The organism is Halopseudomonas laoshanensis, assembly GCF_008365385.1.
Lineage (GTDB): Bacteria > Pseudomonadota > Gammaproteobacteria > Pseudomonadales > Pseudomonadaceae > Halopseudomonas > Halopseudomonas laoshanensis.
On record NZ_QOVF01000002.1, the window covers coordinates 105,111 to 125,764 of the forward strand.

17 protein-coding genes are annotated in these 20,654 nt (G+C 59.7%); 12 read left to right on the forward strand and 5 right to left on the reverse strand.

Annotated elements, in window-relative coordinates; translation table 11 throughout:
• Together pyk and DT594_RS07075 are read left to right on the forward strand one after the other, a co-directional pair.
• Positions 1-1,452 (forward strand): pyruvate kinase, encoded by a 1,452-nt coding sequence (pyk, locus tag DT594_RS07070; protein ID WP_149332049.1) that lies wholly within the window; start codon positions 1-3, stop codon positions 1,450-1,452.
• Positions 1,453-1,828: 376 nt separating this feature from the next.
• Positions 1,829-3,547 (forward strand): L-lactate permease, encoded by a 1,719-nt coding sequence (locus tag DT594_RS07075; RefSeq protein ID WP_149332050.1) that lies wholly within the window; start codon positions 1,829-1,831, stop codon positions 3,545-3,547.
• A 56-nt stretch (positions 3,548-3,603) separates the two neighbouring features.
• Here DT594_RS07075 and glcC read toward each other — a convergent pair whose 3' ends face one another.
• The gene (gene glcC / locus DT594_RS07080; RefSeq protein ID WP_149332051.1) at positions 3,604-4,374 is read right to left on the reverse strand and encodes a transcriptional regulator GlcC; all 771 of its coding nucleotides are present in this window, start codon (positions 4,372-4,374) and stop codon (positions 3,604-3,606) included.
• Positions 4,375-4,609: 235 nt separating this feature from the next.
• Here glcC and glcD point away from each other — a divergent pair, with 235 nt between their 5' ends.
• The 5 genes from glcD to DT594_RS07105 are packed head-to-tail and all read left to right on the forward strand — an operon-like array spanning position 4,610 to position 11,077.
• Entirely contained in the window at positions 4,610-6,109 is a 1,500-nt protein-coding gene (gene glcD / locus DT594_RS07085) for a glycolate oxidase subunit GlcD (RefSeq protein ID WP_149332052.1), read from the forward strand.
• Positions 6,109-7,203 (forward strand): glycolate oxidase subunit GlcE, encoded by a 1,095-nt coding sequence (gene glcE / locus DT594_RS07090; RefSeq protein WP_149332053.1) that lies wholly within the window; start codon positions 6,109-6,111, stop codon positions 7,201-7,203. Before glcD ends, glcE begins: the two co-directional genes overlap by 1 nt.
• A 33-nt stretch (positions 7,204-7,236) precedes the next feature.
• Complete coding sequence (gene glcF, locus DT594_RS07095; RefSeq protein ID WP_149332054.1) at positions 7,237-8,454, forward strand: glycolate oxidase subunit GlcF; 1,218 nt, start codon at positions 7,237-7,239, stop codon at positions 8,452-8,454.
• Positions 8,455-8,470: 16 nt separating this feature from the next.
• A complete protein-coding gene (locus DT594_RS07100) occupies positions 8,471-8,872 on the forward strand; it encodes a GlcG/HbpS family heme-binding protein (protein WP_149332055.1) in 402 nt (133 codons plus the stop codon).
• Between the two features lie 30 nt (positions 8,873-8,902).
• Entirely contained in the window at positions 8,903-11,077 is a 2,175-nt protein-coding gene (locus tag DT594_RS07105) for a malate synthase G (RefSeq protein ID WP_149332056.1), read from the forward strand.
• 83 nt (positions 11,078-11,160) lie between these two features.
• Here DT594_RS07105 and DT594_RS07110 read toward each other — a convergent pair whose 3' ends face one another.
• Entirely contained in the window at positions 11,161-12,684 is a 1,524-nt protein-coding gene (locus tag DT594_RS07110) for a fumarate hydratase (protein ID WP_149332057.1), read from the reverse strand.
• A 289-nt stretch (positions 12,685-12,973) separates the two neighbouring features.
• Here DT594_RS07110 and DT594_RS07115 point away from each other — a divergent pair, with 289 nt between their 5' ends.
• Genes DT594_RS07115 through DT594_RS07125 form a run of 3 tightly spaced genes read left to right on the forward strand, consistent with a single transcriptional unit; the run spans position 12,974 to position 15,874 of the window.
• The gene (locus tag DT594_RS07115; RefSeq protein ID WP_149332058.1) at positions 12,974-14,098 is read left to right on the forward strand and encodes a GGDEF domain-containing protein; all 1,125 of its coding nucleotides are present in this window, start codon (positions 12,974-12,976) and stop codon (positions 14,096-14,098) included.
• The gene (locus tag DT594_RS07120; RefSeq protein ID WP_149332059.1) at positions 14,091-15,068 is read left to right on the forward strand and encodes a 2Fe-2S iron-sulfur cluster-binding protein; all 978 of its coding nucleotides are present in this window, start codon (positions 14,091-14,093) and stop codon (positions 15,066-15,068) included. Before DT594_RS07115 ends, DT594_RS07120 begins: the two co-directional genes overlap by 8 nt.
• A gap of 41 nt (positions 15,069-15,109) precedes the next feature.
• Entirely contained in the window at positions 15,110-15,874 is a 765-nt protein-coding gene (locus DT594_RS07125) for an enoyl-CoA hydratase (protein WP_149332060.1), read from the forward strand.
• A 186-nt stretch (positions 15,875-16,060) separates the two neighbouring features.
• On the opposite strand, the gene DT594_RS07130 is transcribed toward DT594_RS07125, so the two are convergent.
• The gene (locus tag DT594_RS07130) at positions 16,061-17,221 is read right to left on the reverse strand and encodes a phospholipase D-like domain-containing protein (RefSeq protein WP_149332061.1); all 1,161 of its coding nucleotides are present in this window, start codon (positions 17,219-17,221) and stop codon (positions 16,061-16,063) included.
• 308 nt (positions 17,222-17,529) lie between these two features.
• Here DT594_RS07130 and DT594_RS07135 point away from each other — a divergent pair, with 308 nt between their 5' ends.
• Together DT594_RS07135 and DT594_RS07140 are read left to right on the forward strand one after the other, a co-directional pair.
• Entirely contained in the window at positions 17,530-18,282 is a 753-nt protein-coding gene (locus DT594_RS07135) for a GNAT family N-acetyltransferase (RefSeq protein WP_149332062.1), read from the forward strand.
• A gap of 8 nt (positions 18,283-18,290) precedes the next feature.
• On the forward strand, positions 18,291-19,124 hold the full coding sequence (locus DT594_RS07140) for a lysophospholipid acyltransferase family protein (protein ID WP_149332063.1): 834 nt from the start codon (positions 18,291-18,293) through the stop codon (positions 19,122-19,124).
• Here the strand turns inward: DT594_RS07140 and DT594_RS07145 are convergent.
• Positions 19,031-19,693 carry an acyl carrier protein phosphodiesterase gene (locus tag DT594_RS07145; protein WP_149332064.1) on the reverse strand — a complete coding sequence of 221 codons (663 nt, stop codon included), beginning with the start codon at positions 19,691-19,693 and terminating at the stop codon, positions 19,031-19,033. The two genes, DT594_RS07140 and DT594_RS07145, sit on opposite strands and share 94 nt — an antisense overlap.
• Positions 19,693-20,616: a hypothetical protein gene (locus DT594_RS07150; RefSeq protein ID WP_149332065.1), complete on the reverse strand. Its 924-nt coding sequence runs from the start codon at positions 20,614-20,616 to the stop codon at positions 19,693-19,695. The genes DT594_RS07145 and DT594_RS07150 overlap by 1 nt, the downstream gene beginning before the upstream one ends.
• Positions 20,617-20,654: the final 38 nt, after the last annotated feature.

A 20,654-nucleotide genomic window follows, 5' to 3' on the forward strand; every position in this document is an offset into this window, starting at 1 on the left:
ATGACTCTGCGTCGCACCAAAATTGTTGCCACCCTCGGACCCGCCACCTCCAGCCCTGAGCGCATTGCCGCGCTGATCGATGCCGGGATGAACGTCGCTCGCTTGAACTTTTCCCATGGCACCGCCGATGAGCACCGCGAACGTGCACGTCTGGTGCGTGAGATCGCCCGCGACAAGGGCACCCATGTTGCACTGCTCGGCGATCTGCAGGGTCCAAAAATTCGCATCGCGCGCTTTACCGAAGGCAAGATCCAACTGGAGGTTGGTGATCACTTCCGGCTTTCTACCAGCCATCCGCTGGACGATGGCAATGCCGACATTGTCGGGATCGATTATCCGGAGCTGGTCAATGATTGCCGCGCCGGCGACGAGCTGCTGCTCGATGACGGCCGCGTGGTGCTGCGGGTGGATAGCGTCGGCAAGGATGAAGTGCGTTGTACTGTGACCGCCGGCGGACCGCTGTCCAACCACAAAGGCATCAACCGCCGCGGCGGTGGGTTATCGGCTGCGGCGCTGACGGACAAGGACCGGTTCGACATCACTGTGGCTGCCGAGCTGCAGATGGAATACGTCGCGGTGTCTTTCCCACGCGACGCCGCTGACATGCATCTGGCGCGCAAGCTGTTGAAGGACTCCGAATCCAACGCCTGGTTGGTGGCCAAGATCGAGCGCGCCGAAGCGGTGGCCGATCAGGCGACGCTGGACGGTCTGATTCTCGCTAGCGATGCGGTCATGGTCGCCCGCGGCGACCTGGGTGTAGAGATCGGCGATGCGGAACTGGTCGGGATCCAGAAGCTGATCATCAGCCGTGCACGCAAGCAGAACAAGGTGGTGATCACCGCGACGCAGATGATGGAATCGATGATCAGCAGCCCGCTGCCTACCCGTGCCGAAGTCTCGGACGTGGCCAACGCCGCGCTGGATTATACCGATGCTGTCATGCTCTCGGCGGAAACCGCCGCAGGCTCGTTTCCGGTGGAAGCGGTGCAAGCCATGGACCGCGTGTGTCGCGGAGCGGAGAAGCACCCAACCAGCCAGAACTCTGGACACCGTTTGGGTCAGGAGTTCGAACGCTGCGACGAGAGCATCGCGCTGGCGGCCATGTATACCGGCAACCACTTTCCCGGCGTGACGGCGATCATCAGCCTCACCGAGAGCGGTTACACGCCGCTGATCATGTCGCGCATTCGCTCCCATTTACCGATTTTTGCATTGTCTCCCAATGCCGAGACGTTGGGCCGGGTCGCCATGTTCCGCGGCGTGCAAGGCATCCAGTTCAATCCGGTGGAAATCACCTCCAGCGACGTCAACCAGGCAGCGGTCAACACCCTGCTGGACCGCGGGCATGTGCAGGCGGGTGACTGGGTCATTCTGACCAAAGGGGATGTCTACAACTCTCGGGGCGGCACCAACTCGATGAAGTTGCTGCATGTTGGCGAGCGGCTTGTCTGAACTGTCAAGACTGCCATTCGTACTCTGAGCTTCGATCACGAAGCTCGGAGCCTCGCAGCCATGGCTTGCGCTTTCATCTGGACGCAAGCCATTCCCTACCGCTCTCGCCTCTTACATCATTTTCCCTGCCGAAAAGCCTCGCTTATTAACTGGTATGACCAGTTAGAAAGACACCTCAAGAACCCTTTAATGTATTTATAACCCGCTGAACTTGAAGCGATTTAACGCATCCTGCCCATGGGCGCGGAAAAATAACTGGTCCTACCACTCTGATAACGGCTAGACCTGCCTGTTTGGCGGTAGCAGTATCTAGCGGTCACTGCACGGCGCTGCACCTGAATGCGCGCTTCTCATAACAAAAATAAGGGAAATCCAGATGAGTCAAACGCTCTTGTCTCTGCTCGCATTTTTTCCTCTGGTTCTGGCGGGTATCCTGTTGATCGGGTTCCGTTGGCCGGCGAAACATGCAATGCCAGTCGTCTTTGTTGTCACCGTCATTATTGCCCTGCTTGCCTGGGATATGACCGTGGTCCGCGTAATCGCTTCCAGCCTACAGGGATTGGTGCTCACCGCATCCATTCTGTGGATTATCTTTGGCGCGATTCTGCTGCTGAACACGCTCAAACATTCCGGCGGCATCCTGGCCATTCGTAAAGGCTTCTCCGGCATCAGCCCTGACCGCCGGGTACAGGCGATCATCGTTACCTGGCTGTTTGGTTGCTTCATTGAAGGCGCCTCCGGCTTTGGTACGCCTGCCGCAGTCGCTGCGCCGCTGATGGTTGCACTCGGCTTCCCGGCCGTGGCTGCTGTTGTGGTGGGAATGATGGTGCAGTCCACTCCGGTATCCTTCGGCGCTGTCGGCACACCCATGGTAGTGGGCGTTGGTGGCGGCCTGGATCAGGTTGCCATTGGCTCACAGCTAGCCAATACGGGCGCCAACTGGGACAGCTTCTTCCAGTTGATCGTATCTGAAGTAGCCATCATGCACGGCATCATCGGTATTCTCATGCCGTTGTTCATGGTAATGGTCATGGTGCGCTTTTTCGGCAAGAACAAATCCTGGTCGGAAGGCCTGCAAATCGCACCATTTGCGATCTTTGCCGCGCTAGCCTTTGTCATTCCCTATGTCATGGCGGGCGTGTTCCTCGGTCCGGAATTCCCCTCCATGATCGGCGGCCTGGTGGGCTTGGCAATCGTGGTACCGGCGGCCAAGGCCGGCTTCCTGATTCCCAAGGAAAGCTGGGATTTCGCCGATCCGAAAGATTGGCCAGCCGAGTGGATGGGCAGCATCCAGATGAAACTGGATGACGTCGCCGGCAAGCGCCCCGTCGCTATCTGGATGGCCTGGTTGCCCTATGTACTGCTCGCGGCACTGCTGGTGTTCTCACGCACCAACGCCACCGCCAAGGCTGCGTTGAACTCGATCAGCCTGCGCTTTACCGACATCATGGGTGAAGCCGGCCTGTCCGCCAGCCTGGAACCCCTCTACCTGCCAGGCGGCATTCTGGTGATGGTGGTCATCCTGACCTATTTCATGCATCGCATGTCTTTCAGCGAGATGAAGCGCGCCTTCGGCGAGTCCACCAACACCATCATTGGCGCTGGCTTTGTGCTGATCTTCACCATTCCGATGGTGCGTATTCTGATCAACTCCGGCGTAAACATGTCCGACCTGCCGTCCATGCCAGTGGCCATGGCCGAAGCGGTTGCGTCATCGGTAGGTAGTGTCTACCCGCTGTTCGCGCCAATGGTCGGTGCGTTGGGCGCCTTTATCGCTGGTTCCAACACCGCCTCCAACCTGATGCTCTCGCAGTTCCAGTTCAATACGGCTGAGCTACTGGGCGTTTCGGGTGCCTTGATTGTAGCGGCGCAGTCGGTCGGTGCGGCAGCGGGCAATATGATCGCCATTCATAACGTAGTAGCTGCTTCGGCGACGGTCGGCTTGCTCGGACGCGAAGGCATTACCTTGCGCAAAACGATCCTGCCCACCATCTACTATGTAACGGCGGCAGGCATTTTGACCATGCTGGCAATTCACGTCTTTGGTGTCAGCGACCCGTTGTCTGCAGCGGGCCTCACCACCACCGGCAATTAAGCTAAGCGTAAGGTGGTGGCAATACTGACCGGGCTGGCAGCGCTATAGCCACCCGGTCAGTGCCAACCCTCCAGCCGCATGGTAGCCCGCTCCAGTCGTTGTTCTTCGTTTTCAATATCGTGCAGATTATCGCGAATGCTCTGGATGTGATCCATGGCCGCGCGCTTGGCCTGGATCGGCAAACGCTCCATCACCGCGTGATATAGACGCGAGTGCTGACGATCGAGTTGGCGCTTATGGACTGGACGGTGGTAGAGGTTCTTGACCGAAGCAAACACCGAACTTAGCAGCAAACTGGTTAAGGATTGCAACGTATGCACCAGCACCGGGTTATGCGACGCATCACAGATGGCCAGATGAAAGGCATGGTCCAGACGCGCCAAGGTTTCCGGGTCCTTTACCGATCCACTCTCATGGGCTGCGACCATTTCATCGTAACGCCGCTGGATCAGCACAAAATCCGCGTCAGTACCGCGCAATGCAGCCAGCCTGGCCGACTCGCCCTCCAGCAACGCTCGCACTTCCAGCAGATCAAACAGCGTTCTTGGATGGTTATTGAACAGATGCATCATCGGCGTTTCGTCGCGATTGCCCATCAAGCTGGCCACGTAGGACCCACGCCCTTGATCCGTCCTGATCAGCCCCCTGCCGCGCAATACCTTCAGCCCTTCACGCAGCGCACTACGGGAAATACCCAGCTTTTCGCATTGCAGCCGTTCCGAAGGCAACACCTGGCCCATCTTCAACACGCCTTCAGCAATCAGCTTTTCAATGCGATCAGCCACCACATCACCCACTTGGCGCCGTTCGGGAGCAGTATCAACCATAAAGCAGAACCTTGTTTTAATTACTGGTCCTACCAGATTAGAGCTAGGCTGATAACAAAGCCACTACAAATTTTACAGACCCGATATAGCTCGCATACAGCCAATAAATCGGTTTTAGGCAATCAAAAAACTGGTCCTACCAGCAGGTTTTATACTGGACGCCCAGCCACCATGACCCCACTATTCAGGCCATTTCCCTGTCCTTGGCCAGCATCTATACAACAGGTGACACCCGATGAACCTTCTTTATGACGAAAAGCTCGACGGCCCCCTGCCCCCAGTGGACAGAACGGCGCTGATCGAAGAGCTACAGCAAACGCTGCCGGACATGACGCTGCTGCACGAGCGCGAAGATCTGCAGCCCTTCGAGTGCGACGGTCTGGCTGCCTACCGGATTCTGCCGATGCTGGTGGTGATTCCCGACACCGTCGACCAGGTTCAGGCATTCATGAAAATCTGCCACCAACGCAAGGTTCCTGTGGTTGCACGCGGCGCAGGCACTGGCTTGTCCGGCGGCGCATTGCCACTGGAAGGCGGCGTGCTGCTGGTGCTGGCACGGCTGAAAACGATTCTGGAGATCAATCCCGAGGGCCGCTTCGCCCGGGTACAACCCGGCGTGCGCAACCTGGCGATCTCGGAAGCCGCAGCGCCTTATCAGCTCTATTACGCACCGGATCCATCCTCGCAAATTGCCTGCTCGATCGGCGGCAACGTGGCCGAGAACGCTGGCGGTGTGCATTGCCTGAAATACGGCCTGACCGTGCACAACCTGCTGAAGCTGGAAATCATTACCGTTGAAGGCGAGCGCATGACGCTCGGCTCCGACGCACTGGATAGTGCAGGCTTTGATCTGATGGCGCTGTTCACCGGCTCCGAAGGCATGCTCGGTATCGTCGTTGAAGTGACGGTCAAGCTGCTGCCGCGCCCGCAAGTGGCCAAGGTGTTGATGGCCAGCTTTGATGACGTGGGCAAGGCCGGCAAGGCCGTGGGTGACATCATCTCTGCCGGCATCATCCCCGGCGGATTGGAAATGATGGACAGCCTGGCCATTCAGGCCGCGGAGGATTTTATCCACGCCGGCTACCCGGTGGATGCCAAGGCGATTCTGCTGTGCGAACTCGATGGCGTCGAAGCCGATGTCAACGATGAATGCGAGCGCGTGCGCGCCGTGCTGGAAAACAGCGGCGCCACTGCCATCAGCCTGGCCAAGGACGATGCCGAGCGCGCACTGTTCTGGGCCGGTCGCAAGAACGCCTTCCCCGCTGTGGGCCGTATTTCCCCGGACTATTACTGCATGGACGGCACCATCCCCCGCCGCGAACTGCCCCGCGTGCTGCAGGGCATTGCTGATCTGTCGGTGGAATACGATCTGCGGGTGGCCAACGTTTTCCACGCCGGAGACGGCAATATGCACCCGCTGATCCTGTTTGATGCCAACAAGCCCGGTGAACTCGAGCGCGCCGAAGCTATCGGCGGCAAGATTCTTGAGCTTTGCGTTGCCGTGGGTGGGTCCATCACCGGTGAGCATGGGGTGGGCCGCGAGAAGATCAATCAGATGTGTTCGCAGTTCAACGATGACGAGCTGCTGACATTCTTCGCGGTGAAGGCTGCCTTTGATCCCGACGGCCTGCTCAACCCGGGCAAGAACATCCCGACCCTGAACCGCTGCGCCGAATTCGGAGCCATGCATATTCATAATGGAAAGCTGCCTTTCCCTGAGCTGGAGCGTTTCTGATGACAGCGACCCACACCCATTCGGCCCGCCCCGGTGAGCGCCCCGCCTCTGCCGCAGAACTGCAATTGCAGCAGCAGGTGCTGGATGCCCTGCGGAGTAAAACGCCGTTGGCCATTCAAGGCGCCAACAGCAAGGCTTTTCTTGGCCGGCCTGTGACCGGGCAGGTGCTCGATACGCGCCAGCACAGCGGCATCGTCAATTACGACCCGACTGAACTGGTGGTTACGGTGCGCAGCGGTACGCCGCTGGTAGAACTGCTGGAAGCTCTGGATCAACAGGGCCAAATGCTGCCTTGCGAACCCCCTGTTTTCGGCGGTGCAGCCACCGTGGGCGGCATGGTCGCGGCCGGCCTCTCCGGCCCGCGCCGGCCCTGGTCCGGCTCGGTACGTGATTTCGTACTGGGCACCAAGGTGATCACCGGGCACGGCAAGCTGATGCGCTTTGGTGGCGAGGTGATGAAGAACGTCGCCGGTTACGATCTGTCTCGCTTGATCGCCGGCAGCCATGGCCTGCTCGGCGTGCTTACAGAAGTATCGATGAAAGTGCTACCCAAGCCGGTATGTACCCACCATTTGAGCCTCGACCTGTCGGTGGAAAAGGCGCTGTTGAAGTTGGCCGAATGGGGCCAGCAGCCGATTCCGATTACCGCCGCCTGCCATATCGACGGGCAACTGCGTCTGCGGCTGGAGGGCGGTATCGGCTCGGTACGCTCCGCTGCGGATCGGATTGGCGGTGAGGAGCTGGATCCCGAATTCTGGACCCAACTGAACGAACAGCAACTGCCGTTCTTCCAGGACCCACGCCCGCTGTGGCGCCTGTCGCTACCGGCGGTCACTCCAGAGGTTGATCTGTCCGGCGATGCATTGCTGGACTGGGGCGGCAGCCAGCGCTGGCTGAAGAGTGACGCCTCCGGCATGGATATACAGGCGCTCGCCGCCCAGCATGGCGGCCATGCCACCTGCTATACCGCGGGCATCACCGACACGCCGTTTCAGCCGCTGGCCCCGCTGCTTGAGCACTATCATCGCCGGCTTAAAGCGCAGCTGGACCCACAGGGGATATTCAACCCGGGGCGCAGCTATGCAGCCATTTAACTCAGGCCACGCTTTGAGACTGGAGATTTAACCATGCAGACGAATTTAACCGAGAAGGCGCGCAAGCTGCCGCGCGCCGAAGAGGCGGAAAGCATTCTGCGCTCCTGCGTGCATTGCGGTTTCTGTAATGCTACCTGCCCGACCTATCAGTTGCTGGGTGACGAGCGCGATGGCCCGCGGGGTCGTATTTATCTGATCAAGGCCTTCCTTGAAGGCGAAGAAACCACCCGCGAAACCCAGATTCACCTGGACCAGTGCCTGAGCTGCCGCAACTGCGAGACCACCTGCCCCTCCGGCGTGGAATATCACACGCTGCTGGATATCGGCCGTGAAGCCATGGCCGGTGAAATCGAACGGCCGCTACAAGAGCGCGTATTGCGTTCGGCACTGCGTACCGTGGTGCCCAACGCCGGCACCTTCAAGACTCTTTTAAAAGCCGGGCAGATGGTGCGGCCCTTTATGCCAACTGCGTTGAAAGACAAAATTCCCGGCCAGATCACCCCGGCCAAACCGCGCCCGACAGCTAAACATGCACGCCAGGTGCTGATTCTGGAAGGCTGCGCCCAGGCCGGCCTGTCGCCGAATACCAACGCCGCTGCCGCGCGCGTGCTGGATCGTCTGGGTATTTCACTCCAGCCGATCAGCGAAGCCGGCTGTTGTGGCGCCCTGGACTATCACCTGGACGCGCAACAGGCCGGCCTGGACCGCGCCCGGAACAATATTGACGCCTGGTGGCCTGCGATTGAAAACGGCGCCGAAGCCATAGTGCAGACCGCCAGCGGTTGTGGCGCCTTTATCAAGGAATACGCCCACCTGCTCAAGGACGATCCTGCCTACGCGGAAAAAGCCGTGAAAGTCAGCGCCCTGGCGCTGGATCTGGTGCAGGTGCTGGAACGGGAAGATCTGCAACCCTTGCAGGTCAAGACCAGCCAGCGCCTGGCCTTTCATTGCCCCTGCACCCTGCAGCATGCGCAAAAGCTTGGTGGCCGCGTGGAGCCGATCCTGAAAAAACTCGGTTTCAGCCTGACCTTCGTTGCCGACGGCCACCTGTGCTGCGGCTCGGCCGGCAGCTACTCGATCACCCAGCCGGTGCTCGCCAAGCAGCTGCGGGATAACCGCATGAACGCGCTGGAAGCCGGCAAGCCAGACACCATCGTCACCGCCAACATCGGCTGTCAGACCCATCTGGGCTCGGCAGACAGAACCCCCGTGCGCCATTGGATCGAAGTGGTCGAAGACGCACTCACCTGAATACTGGAGATAGACAATGCTGAGCAAATCCGTACTGACCCTCGACGAAGCCAATAGCATGATCGATGCTGCCTTCGCTGAAGCCGACAAGAATGGTTGGAAAGTCACCGTAGCCGTGGTCGATGACGGCGGCCACCTGCTGGCGATGCGTCGCATGGACGGTTGCGCGCCAGTTGCTGCCTATATCGCTCCGCAAAAAGCCCGTAGCGCCGCACTGGGTCGTCGCGAGACCAGCGAGTTCGAAGCCATGATCAATGGCGGCCGTACCGCGTTCCTGTCTGCACCGGAAATTACCGGCCTGCTGGAAGGCGGCGTGCCTTTGAAAGTGGACGGCCAGGTAGTTGCTGCCATTGGTGTTTCCGGCGTCAAGCCAGACCAGGATGCGCAGGTTGCCAAAGCCGGTATCGCCGCGCTCTAAACCACGTTCTAAACCCCGGAGAATTGTCTTATGACACAACGTGTTGAAATCCAGGGCCTGCAGATTGATAGCGCCCTGCACCGTTTTATCGAGCAGAACGCACTGCCGGGCACCGGCCTGGATGCGGGTGCCTTCTGGTCCGGCTTTAGCCAACTGGTGCACGACCTGGCGCCGAAAAACCGCGCGCTGCTGGCCGAGCGCGACCGCCTGCAGATTGAGCTGGACCAGTGGCATCAAGCCCATCCCGGCCCGATCAAGGACATGCCCGCCTACCGCGAGTTTCTGACCTCGATCGGCTACCTGAAAGCCGTACCGGACGATTTCCGCATCAGCACTGCCAATACCGATAGCGAGCTGACCCAGCAGGCCGGCCCGCAACTGGTGGTACCGGTGATGAACGGCCGCTATGCACTGAACGCTGCCAATGCCCGCTGGGGTAGCCTGTACGACGCACTGTACGGCACCGACGCGATCTCCGACGAGAATGGCGCCGAGCGCGGCCACGGCTACAACCCGGTACGTGGCGACAAGGTCATTGCCTTTGCCCGCAAGTTCTTGAACGACACTATTCCGCTGCAGCAGGGCGATCACACCCAGGCCCAGGCCTACCGTGTGGAAAATGGCCAGTTGCAGGTCACCCTGCAATCGGGCGAGCAGACCGGCCTGCAGTCGGCTGAGTTGTTTGTTGGCTATCAAGGCAATCCGGCCCAGCCGGATGCGCTGCTGTTTCTGCACAACGGCCTGCACTTTGAAATCCAGATCGACCCCAGTCATCCGATTGGCCAGACCGATGCCGCTGGCGTCAAGGATCTGCTGATGGAGGCGGCGGTCTCCACCATCATGGACTGTGAAGACTCCATAGCTGCCGTAGATGCCGAAGACAAGATCGTCGTCTACAGCAACTGGCTCGGCCTGATGAAGGGTGATCTGGAAGAGCAGATGGACAAGGGCGGCAAGACCATCGTCCGCAAGCTCAACCCGGACCGCGAGTACAGCACCGCCGACGGCAAGGGCCTGACCCTGCACGGCCGCTCGCTGCTATTCATCCGTAACGTCGGCCACCTGATGACCAACCCGGGGATCCTGTTGAAAGACGGTAGCGAGATTCCCGAAGGTATTCTGGATGCGGTCTGCACCAGCCTGATCGCCATCCACGATCTACAGCGCAAGGGCAACTCGCGCACGGGCAGCATGTATATCGTCAAGCCGAAAATGCATGGCCCGGATGAAGTCGCCTTTGCGAGCGAGCTGTTTGGCCGTGTTGAGCAACTGCTTGGCCTGCAGCAGAACACCCTGAAAATGGGCATCATGGACGAAGAGCGTCGCACCTCGGTCAACCTGAAAGCCTGTATCGCCGCGGCCAGCTCGCGAGTCGCCTTTATCAACACCGGCTTCCTCGACCGCACCGGTGACGAGATGCACAGCGTGATGCAGGGCGGTCCGGTACTGCGCAAGGGCGATATGAAAACCACCGAGTGGATTCAGGCGTACGAGCGCAATAACGTATTGGTCGGCCTGACTTGCGGGTTGCGCGGCAAGGCGCAGATCGGCAAGGGCATGTGGGCCATGCCAGACCTGATGGCAGCGATGCTCGAACAGAAGATCGGTCATCCCAAGGCCGGTGCCAACACCGCTTGGGTTCCCTCCCCGACCGCTGCGGTTCTGCACGCGCTGCATTACCACCAGGTTAGCGTTCAGGAAGTGCAGCAGGGCATGGAAAGCATCTCGCTGAAGGACGAGCAGGAGAAGTTACTGAACGGCCTGCTAACCGCGCCCCTGGCCGCCGAGCCCAATTGGAGCGAGAGCGACAAGCAACAGGAACTGGACAACAACGCTCAGGGTATTCTTGGCTATGTCGTACGCTGGGTTAACCAGGGCATTGGTTGCTCCAAGGTGCCGGACATCAACAACGTCGGCCTGATGGAAGACCGCGCAACCCTGCGGATTTCCAGCCAGCACATGGCCAACTGGTTGCACCACGGTGTAGTCAGCGAAACCCAGGTGACCGAGACCTTCCAGCGCATGGCCAAGGTAGTCGATAAGCAGAATGCCGGCGATCCGGAATACAGCCCCATGGCGACCGACTACAAAGCCTCGGTAGCCTATCAGGCGGCGTTGGACCTGGTATTCAAAGGCCTGGAACAGCCCAGCGGTTATACCGAACCGCTGTTGCATCACTGGCGGCAAGTGGCCAAGGCTCAGTAACTTCAGCCTTGAACCCGCAATAAAAAATCCCGGCACAGGCCGGGATTTTTCTATGTCGCAACGCTCAAAGCAGAAGTGATTGGTTAATCCACTTCCACCGCCAAGCTGTCGGCAATCTTCTTCTGCCAGATCGCCGGGCCGGTGATGTGCACGGACTCGCCCTTGGTATCAACGGCCACGGTCACGGGCATATCCTTCACCTCGAACTCGTAGATCGCTTCCATACCCATTTCCGGGAAGGCCAGCACCTCGGCTTTCTTGATTGCCTGAGCCACCAGGTATGCGGCACCGCCGACGGCCATCAGATAGACCGCCTTGTAATCCTTGATCGCCTCGATCGCAATCGGGCCGCGCTCGGATTTGCCGATCATGCCCAGCAGGCCAGTCTGATCAAGAATCTGCCGGGTGAACTTGTCCATCCGCGTTGCCGTGGTCGGACCGGCTGGCCCGACCACTTCGTCGCGTACTGGATCAACCGGGCCAACGTAATAGATAAAGCGGCCTTTGAGATCCACCGGCAGTTGCTCGCCGTTATTCAGCATCTCGACCATGCGCTTGTGCGCGGCATCGCGGCCGGTGAGCATCTTGCCGGACAGCAATACGGTTTCACCGGTCTTCCACTCCAGCACGTCGGCAGGGGTAAGAGTATCCAGATTGACCCGGCGCACACCAGTACCCACTTCCCAGGTGATGTCCGGGTAGGCGTCCATGGGTGGCGGCGTCAGAATTGCCGGGCCGCTGCCATTCAGGGTGAAATGCGCATGGCGGGTTGCTGCGCAGTTGGGGATCATGCACACCGGCAGGCTGGCGGCGTGGGTCGGGTAATCCTTGATCTTGATATCCAAAACCGTAGTCAGGCCGCCCAGGCCCTGAGCACCAATGCCCAGCGCGTTGACCTTGTCCATGATCTCCAGACGCAGTTCTTCCACGCGGTTCTGTGGGCCGCGCTTGCGTAGCTCGTGGATGTCGATGGAGTCCATCAGCGATTCCTTGGCCAGCACCGCCGCCTTCTCGGCGGTACCGCCAATACCAATACCGAGCATGCCCGGCGGACACCAGCCGGCGCCCATGGTCGGCACGGTCTTGACTACCCAATCGACGATCGAGTCGGACGGATTGAGCATGACCATCTTCGATTTATTCTCGGACCCGCCACCCTTGGCCGCCACATGGAACTCGACGGTATCGCCAGGGACCATCTGGTAGTGAATCACCGCCGGGGTGTTGTCCTTGGTGTTGGTGCGCTTGCCGGCCGGGTCGGCCAGGATCGAGGCCCGCAGCACGTTCTCCGGCAGGTTGTAAGCTTGGCGCACGCCCTGGTTGATCATGTCGTCCAGGCTCATGGTCGCGTCATCCCAACGCACATTCATGCCGATCTTGACGAAGATGGTGACGATGCCAGTGTCCTGGCAGATTGGCCGATGGCCGGTCGCGCACATACGCGAGTTGATCAGAATCTGCGCCATCGCATCCCGGGCCGCGGGCGACTCTTCACGCAGGTAGGCTTCATGCACAGCCTGGATAAAATCCACGGGATGGTAGTAGGAAATATATTGCAGCGCGTCAGCCACGCTCTGGATAAGGTCGTCTTGCTTGATTGCGGTCATGCTCGGCCAGGCTCCTCTTCGGGTGCGGTTTGGCTAGACGCTCAAGAGTGCTCAATGCAGCGCTGCCAGCTTCACGGATATCGGCGGCGCAGAATGCACAAAGCGCCATGACGATCAGGGTGCTGGAGTATACCTTAGCTTCGGACTGACGGCAGTCCTCCGCCCATAGCTTTGTTTAATCAATGACAAAAGAGCCATATAAAGGACTGTGCGAATAAGGGCTATGCAAATAGAGCCCGCGGGGATAAATTGACGTCAAAGTGCCATCATTGATTAGGAAGGGCATAGCGTGACCGACAAGGATGACAACACAGCCAAGTTTCAGGCTATCCGCCTGCAGCGATTTTACCTGGCGCAGCTGAATTACCTGATCACTTACGTGGTGATCGGCGCGGCCTGGATGGCCGGGCAATACAATGCCAGCGCGCCCCAGGCCGCCAGTCATGTGGTCCTTGGCGTGGTATTGCAGCTAGGCATTTTCGCCATACTGAAAAGTGGCCTGAATCTGCGCTTCAAGGATCCCAGCCTGACTAGCCCGCAGATCATCATTGCCATGTTGCTGTTGACCTACCTGTTGGCCTTCTCAGGCGAATTCCGTGGCAGCCTGATCATGGTCTACCCGATCATCCTGCTGTTTGGTGTGTTCCAACTTTCGCGCTCTGCCTTCTTTTACCACGCCGGTCTGGCCCTGCTGCTCTACAGCGGATTGATTGTCTACAACACCCTGGCCGAGCGCAGCACTCAGCCGTTAAGCGTGCATATGCTTGAGTGGTTTGTACTGGCGTGCTTTCTGGCCTGGCTGAGCTTTTTCTGTACCTATATCCGCGAGCTGCGCGAACGCCTGCAACGGCGGCACAACACCCTGCAGCTGCATCAGGAAACACTCAAGGGCATGATGGGTCAGTTGCAGAACCTGGCCGATACCGACAGCCTCACCGGCCTGACCAACCGGCGCTTTTTCCTCAAGGAAGCGCAACGGCGCATCAATCTGCTAGGCCCACTGAACAAGCTGGGCATTGCATTGATCGACCTGGACAACTTCAAGCGGATCAATGACTGCCACGGTCATGCTACCGGTGACGAAGTCCTGCAGGGCTTCGCCAGACTGGCAAGCAAGAGCCTGAGGGATCAGGACATGATCGCCCGTTTTGGCGGCGAGGAGTTTATTCTGCTGTTGAATAACGCCGACCTGGCAACCCTGCACCAGTGCGTGGATCGCCTGCGCAACGCCTTCGCCAACACCCAGTTTGAAGGCCTTCCTGAGGGAGAACACTGCACCTTTTCCGCCGGGCTCTGCCTGATTGCCGCCGAGCAGGATCTGGAAGCACGTATTCACCAAGCCGATGAAGCGCTGTATCGTGCCAAGGAAGCCGGACGCAACCGTTCGGAGACCCACGAGGCGGCGTATGCCTGAGATTTATGTGGCCGGCACTCCGGTGGCCGGCAGTCCGGTGGCCGGCACCCCGGTGGGGGCGCAGACGATTGCGGCCCAACCCGGTAGCAACCTGCTTGATGTGCTGCTGGAGCACGGACACAAAGTACCTTGGTCCTGCCGCTCCGGGCAGTGCCAGAGCTGCCTGGTGCAGGCCAGACCAGATGAAGTACCCAGTGCGGCCCAGGCTCAGCTGAACGCGGAGCAACAGTCGAAGGGTTGGTTATTGGCGTGTCAGTGTCAGCTGCAGCAGGACATGCATATCAGCCTGCACAATCCGGCGACGGATGACCTGCCCGCGCGCATTAGTGACATGCGTTACCTGGCTGATGACATACTGCTGCTGCGTGTGACCCCCGAACGGCCGCTGCGCTTTCGCGCCGGGCAGCACATGGTGTTGTGGCTGGATGCTACCCTCGCCCGGCCTTACTCCATCGCCAGTCTGCCCGGTGAGGGGGATCTGGAGTTCCACCTGCGATTACATCCCCACGGGGCTTTCTCCAATGCCATCCGTGAACGCAAAACCGGAGACACGCTCTACATGGGCGCAGCCGCAGGTCACTTTCATTACGACCCAGGCTGGCAGGAAACACCCCTGCTGCTGCTCGGCAGTGGCACAGGGCTGGCGCCGCTGCAGGCCATTGCCCGGGATGCGCTGCAGGCCGGCCATGAAGCGCCCATAACGCTCTGGCACTGGTCGAGGTCGCAGGCGCAATGCTACCTGGCCGATGCCCTGTCTGAACTGGCCGATCAGCATTCACAACTCAGCCTGCACTTGCGTACCCACGCCGAACTGGCGTCGGATTTGACGCAACTGCGTCTTGCCTCGCGCAAGACCCTGGCATTACTCTGCGGGCAGCCTGCTTTTGTCGAGCAACTGCGCAAGCCACTTTTCATGGCTGGCCTGCCCGGCCGCCAGATCCTCGACGAAGCCTTTATCAGCCGCCCGTAATAACCTGGCGGCACCTTTATTACTGTTTCCAGGAGCCATCCGTGAGCCAACACCTGCTGATCGACCGCAGCGACGCTGTTCTGACCCTGACCATGAACCGCGCGGACAAAAAGAATGCCCTGACCCGCGATATGTATAGCGCCATGGCCGAAGCTATCGCCAGCGCCCAGAATGATGACGGCCTGCGCGCGGTGATCATTCAGGGCAGCGAAAGCTGTTTCACCAGTGGCAATGACGTCAGCGACTTTATCAATGTGCCACCGTCCGGGCCGAACAGCCCGGTGTACGACTTCCTCAAGGCCATCTGCCACGCGAGCAAGCCGCTGATTGCCGCCGTCAATGGTCCTGCTGTGGGCGTCGGCACGACCATGCTGCTGCATTGCGACCTGGTCTACGTGGCCGAAGATGCCAAGCTGAAAATGCCTTTTGTAAATCTGGGCCTGTGCCCGGAGGCGGGCTCCAGCTTCCTGCTGCCGCGCCTGCTCGGGCATTTGCGCGCCGCAGAGCTATTGCTCTTGGGCGAAATGATCAGCGGCCAGCGGGCCGCCGAAATCGGACTGGCCAACCACGCGTTGCCGGCTGGCCAGCCCGTGTTGGAGGCTGCACGCGCGGCCGCGCTGCGTATTGCTGAACTGCCGCCGAGCTCCATTCGTTTGAGCAAGCAGTTGATCAAGCAGGGTGTCACTAGCGTTGCCGATGAGGTGATGGAGCGCGAGGGCGAATATTTCGCCAGCTTGCTCAAGGGCCCTGAAGCGCGGGAAGCGCTGACGGCATTTATGGAGAAGCGTAAGCCGGTATTTAGCTGAGGTTTAAGGCTTTAAGGTCTAGGTGTTTGCTACGGCACTCTACCGGGAAGCCGGGCAAGCCCCTTGCTGGACCGTCCGCGCCCTGGACGGGCGCGGATGAGCCCCCAGGGATGGGTTCACGGCGTGTCCAGCAAGGGGCTTGCCCGGCTGCACGTGGCACCGGCTTCGCAGGCGGGATTGAAGAACTTAGCGCTTGATATCAAACCAGAACATCACCCACCGATTGACCTGACCCCAGACGCGAATCTTCAACCGATGCTGCCAGGGTAGCTCGCGCCATTGGGCCAGCGTCCATTCCTTGCTATCAGTGAAGTCAGTTTCAAAACTGCTCGCCACATCTGCAATCAGCCCCGCATCCACCGCCTGGTGATTGGCCTCAAGATTCCAGTGCAGCGTCCAGTGATCGAAATTACACGAGCCCAGCGACACCCAGTCATCTACCAGTGCGGTTTTAAGATGCAGAAAGCGGGGTTGGTATTCATAAATGCGCACGCCAGACTTCAATAATCGGCTGTAAAAGCGCTGACCCGCATAACGCACTTGCGGATGGTCAATACGTTGACCACAGAGCAGCAAACGCACATCCACCCCGCGACGCGCCGCGCGCTGCAATGCCCGACGGATACGCCAGGCCGGGAGAAAATACGGCGTAGCCAGCCAGACCCGGGTGTCCGCTCGGCGCACCGCCGCCAACAGACAATTGAGCACTTCCTTGCCATGCCGCGAATCGATATAGGCTACCCGGCCATGGCCGGCATCGCCCTGCGGGTGCGGTGGCACGCTGACCTTGCGCCGCAATGGCGCTAGCAGTGCAGTTGGCGGCAGGCCCGCCTTATCCCACTCCTGCTCGAAAAGGTCCTGCCAATCAGCCACCACAGGACCTTCTATCAATAGCATCTGTTCGTGCCACTCGGTCTGCCCGGAGGCATCGGCCTGGCAGAAAGGATCGGTCAAGCCCATGCCACCGACCATCGCGCGCACCTGATCCACCAAAACAATTTTGCGGTGGTCCCGGTGAAAGTTGCGCGAGCCAAAACGCCAGTTCAACGGATTATAAAAGCGCAGATCCACACCAGCCTGCCGCAGTTGCTCGCGCTCTGGTTCGGCAAACTCGCGGCTGCCCACCGCATCAAACAGGCAGCGCACCTGCACGCCCCGCCCCACCGCGGCAATCAGCACTTTCACCAGGCGGGCAGTGACCTGACCGGAGGTAACCAGATACATCTCGATATCAATCGTTTCCCGCGCTTGCTGTAACTGCTCAAGCAGTTCCGGGAAAAAATGCTCGCCGTTGACCGTCAACCGGTAAGTATTGCCCTCCCGCCAGGGATAGGTGGTGCCTGTCATGCCATGCCTTACATCAGGATGCGATAGTCGATCTGGAGCCCGCGCTCCCACCCGTAGGTGAGCGGCCCGACTGCGTCCAGGAAAAACCGATCATATCAGGCCAGACAAAGGGCCGCTCACGCCAGGGCTCTCTTCACAGCGCTTTATTGATGATCCCGGTAGGCCTGAATACGCCTGCACAGCCGGGACTGACTTAATAAACCTACAGCGCTGTCACACAACCGCCACCAAAGTTTCACGGCGCTGACACCCCGGTGCCATAGCCTCGGTCTGGAAACAACCCGAGGCTGTCCCGATGGAGGTGCCCGATGTCACAAGCTGCGCTTGCCCTGGAAGTAACCCAAGAACGTCCACTGATCGTGGAAATGGCCCAAGACCAAACGAGCCTGAGAGCGGCCCAGGCATTGCGCTTTCAAGTGTTCAGCGAGGAATGCGGCGCGCAGTTGGCCAATCCCGAGAGTGGCCTGGACCAGGACGTATTCGACCTGCATTGTGAGCATCTGGTAGTGCGCGACCAGCGCACCGGCGCAGTCGTCGCCACTACCCGCCTGCTGGACAGCTCGCGCGCCCGCCAGGCCGGCGGCTTCTACAGCGAGAGCGAGTTTCAACTGGTGGGCTTGGGGCAACTGCGCGGCGACGTGTTGGAAATTGGTCGCACTTGCGTGCATGCCGACTACCGCAACGGCGCGACCATCTCCGTGCTCTGGTCCGGCATCGCGCAATTGATGAACGAGCGGCATTACAGCTTCCTGATGGGCTGCGCCAGTGTCGGTATGGGTGACGGCGGCGTGCAGGCGCATGCGGTCATGCAGCGCTTGCGCGAGCGTTACCTGTGCCGCGAATGGCTTAATGCGATTCCGCGCCTGCCTATTCCGGAAATGGATCTGCCGGACAACGTCACCGCGCAGTTACCGCCCTTGCTCAAAGCGTACATGCGCCTGGGCGCCAAAATCTGCGGCGAGCCCTGCTGGGACCCCGAGTTCAATGTGGCCGACGTATTCATTCTGTTGCGCCGCGAGCAGCTATGCTCACGCTACGCCCGCCATTTCAAGACCGCCTGAAGATGACCATGGAAAGCTCTACACGCGTCATTCTCAGGCGCCTCTGGCGCATACCCGCGGTAGTGGTATGGATTGGCTGCGGGCTGCTACTGAGTCTGGTCATGGCGCTATTGCAAAAACTCACCGCCAGGCCAATGGGCACCGAGCGCCAGCGCTGGGCCCGATGGTGGATGCGCGGCTTACTCCGCGTGTTACCCCTACGTGTTAAGTGCCACGGCCTGCCGGCAACCGAAACGCGGCTGCTGGTCAGCAATCATGTCTCCTGGCTGGATATCATCCTTATCGGCGCGCATACCCCAGTGCATTTTCTGTCCAAAGCAGAGGTTCGCGACTGGCCGGTGATCGGCTGGCTGGCGACGGCCGCCGGGACTCTGTATATCCAGCGCGGACAAACCAGCGGTACCAGCCTGCAGGCTCAGTTGGCCAGCGCCTTGGAGGACGGCCACAGCCTGGTGATTTTTGCCGAAGGCACTACCACGGCGGGCGATCAGCTACGAACCTTTCACGGCCGCTTGCTGAGCTGCGCAATCGACTCCGCGACACCGATACAACCAGTGGCGATCGCCTACCGGCAACAGGGCCAGCCAGATACCATCGCGCCTTTTATCAACGACGACGAATTCTCTGCGCACCTGCTGAAGCTGCTGGGTAGCCCACGCATAGACGTGGAATTGCATTTTCTTGAAGATCTGCAACCCAGCGCCGGCAACCGCAACCAGTTGGCAAGAAAGAGTCAGGCGGCCGTCAGTCAGGCCTTGGGATTAACTCCAGACTCCGGGGCTGAGGTGGCATCCGAGCTAGCCACAGATACCGCGGTCGAGCGATTGAAATCGGCGGCCTGATCGGTGGCGTACGCCATCACCTGCGGCATATAGGCCATAAAATCCGCCTCGAAGCCGGGATAATCCTGCTCCAGCTCTTGCGCTGAGCCCGGCAACGGATTGGCGCGCTTGAGCCGCAGCGAAATGTTATCCAGCGCCCGGTGCAGGTTGTGCAACCGGGCGTAGCTGGACAACCAATCATTTTTCGCCATGCGACTGATCGTCGGCCACGCCTGTTCGGGGATGATGGATTGCTGGTCCAGCAATACCGCGTAAATGTCCTGGGTGAATTGCTCCAGCGGCTGGTCCGAAAATGCCTGCCAGTGGCGGGCCAGCAAATGATCGTAGAACATGTCGATCATGATGCCAGCATAGCGGCGACGCTCCGGGCTGACTCGCTCGCGGCTGCGGCGCACCAAGGGGTGAGCGTCCGTGAAGACGTCTATACGCCGATGCAGCCAGATACCGTCGCGTACCCCCCGGGGCAGATCCAGGCGTTCCACGGGCCCGCGCACGAAGTCTCCAAGCAGACTACCCAACGCCTGCTCGGGCTCTTTGGGGCCGAGAAACAGATGCGCGAGAAAATTCATCAGGGCGCAGAGACCTGCTGTTGCAGGTTGGACATTTGCGTACGCAAGGTATTGATGTTGCGATTGACCTGTACGCGGAAGCTGTCGATAGACTCCAGCGCATCCTGAGTACTGCTCAAGCGTTGATCAATTTCCGAGCGCAGCACCAGCAATTCCTGGTCGAGGTTTACCGACTGCCGCTCACGCGCGAGAATTTCCAGCTTGGACTCCAGGCTGGAGGTACGGGCCGCCTGACGCTCCAGCTGTTGTTCCAGCTGAGTCAATTGGCCGGCTTCACCGTTAAGTGCCGTGAGCATCTGTTCAAGCTCCTCCACCGCAGCGAGATTCTCGCTTGAGCGCTGCTCGATAGCTTCCAACAGCTCTTCCTGCTCAACCAGTTGCTCCTGTTGCTCAGTCAGTTGCTCCGCGCCGGCTTGCACCAATTCTTCCTGGGCCGCCAACCGGGCCAGTAGATCGCGCTCGCTGGTAGCGGCAGTGTCCAGACGGCTCGTTTGCGTCTGCACTTGATCAGTCAACTCGGCTACCTGCTTTTCCAACTGCTCGAGTTGCGCCGCGCGCGCCTGCTCGGCCTCGCTACGGGAGGACTCAGTCGCACTGACCTTACCGGTAATATCCTGAATACGGCCCACCGCATCTTCACTGATGCGTGCAAAGCTGTTTTGCGTGGCCACCAGTTGCTGGCGCAACTGAGTTTGTTGTTGGTGGCTCCAGTAGCCGAAACCAATCAGCGCCAGCGTCAGTGCCGCACACAGCGCCCACAATGCACCGTTACCCTGGGAGGAAGGCTCGGGTCGTAGCGGCGTGTGAATGGTCTCTGCCCGGGGACTCACCGCTGGAGAGGGCTGATCGCGGTCCGACAAAGGATCATGGTCATCCGTTGCCCGGAAGCTTGGCAAGTCGTCATCCCGATCACGTCCTTTCATGTACTAACCTCTTTTCTTTTGACAAAAAACCTTGAAAA

Coding starts and splice junctions, on each gene's coding strand:
- pyk (WP_149332049.1), top strand. CDS start 1: ATGACTCTGCGTCGCACCAAAATTGTTGCCACCCTCGGACCCGCCACC.
- DT594_RS07075 (WP_149332050.1), top strand. CDS start 1,829: ATGAGTCAAACGCTCTTGTCTCTGCTCGCATTTTTTCCTCTGGTTCTG.
- glcC (WP_149332051.1), bottom strand. CDS start 4,374: ATGGTTGATACTGCTCCCGAACGGCGCCAAGTGGGTGATGTGGTGGCT.
- glcD (WP_149332052.1), top strand. CDS start 4,610: ATGAACCTTCTTTATGACGAAAAGCTCGACGGCCCCCTGCCCCCAGTG.
- glcE (WP_149332053.1), top strand. CDS start 6,109: ATGACAGCGACCCACACCCATTCGGCCCGCCCCGGTGAGCGCCCCGCC.
- glcF (WP_149332054.1), top strand. CDS start 7,237: ATGCAGACGAATTTAACCGAGAAGGCGCGCAAGCTGCCGCGCGCCGAA.
- DT594_RS07100 (WP_149332055.1), top strand. CDS start 8,471: ATGCTGAGCAAATCCGTACTGACCCTCGACGAAGCCAATAGCATGATC.
- DT594_RS07105 (WP_149332056.1), top strand. CDS start 8,903: ATGACACAACGTGTTGAAATCCAGGGCCTGCAGATTGATAGCGCCCTG.
- DT594_RS07110 (WP_149332057.1), bottom strand. CDS start 12,684: ATGACCGCAATCAAGCAAGACGACCTTATCCAGAGCGTGGCTGACGCG.
- DT594_RS07120 (WP_149332059.1), top strand. CDS start 14,091: ATGCCTGAGATTTATGTGGCCGGCACTCCGGTGGCCGGCAGTCCGGTG.
- DT594_RS07130 (WP_149332061.1), bottom strand. CDS start 17,221: ATGACAGGCACCACCTATCCCTGGCGGGAGGGCAATACTTACCGGTTG.
- DT594_RS07135 (WP_149332062.1), top strand. CDS start 17,530: ATGTCACAAGCTGCGCTTGCCCTGGAAGTAACCCAAGAACGTCCACTG.
- DT594_RS07140 (WP_149332063.1), top strand. CDS start 18,291: ATGGAAAGCTCTACACGCGTCATTCTCAGGCGCCTCTGGCGCATACCC.
- DT594_RS07145 (WP_149332064.1), bottom strand. CDS start 19,693: ATGAATTTTCTCGCGCATCTGTTTCTCGGCCCCAAAGAGCCCGAGCAG.
- DT594_RS07150 (WP_149332065.1), bottom strand. CDS start 20,616: ATGAAAGGACGTGATCGGGATGACGACTTGCCAAGCTTCCGGGCAACG.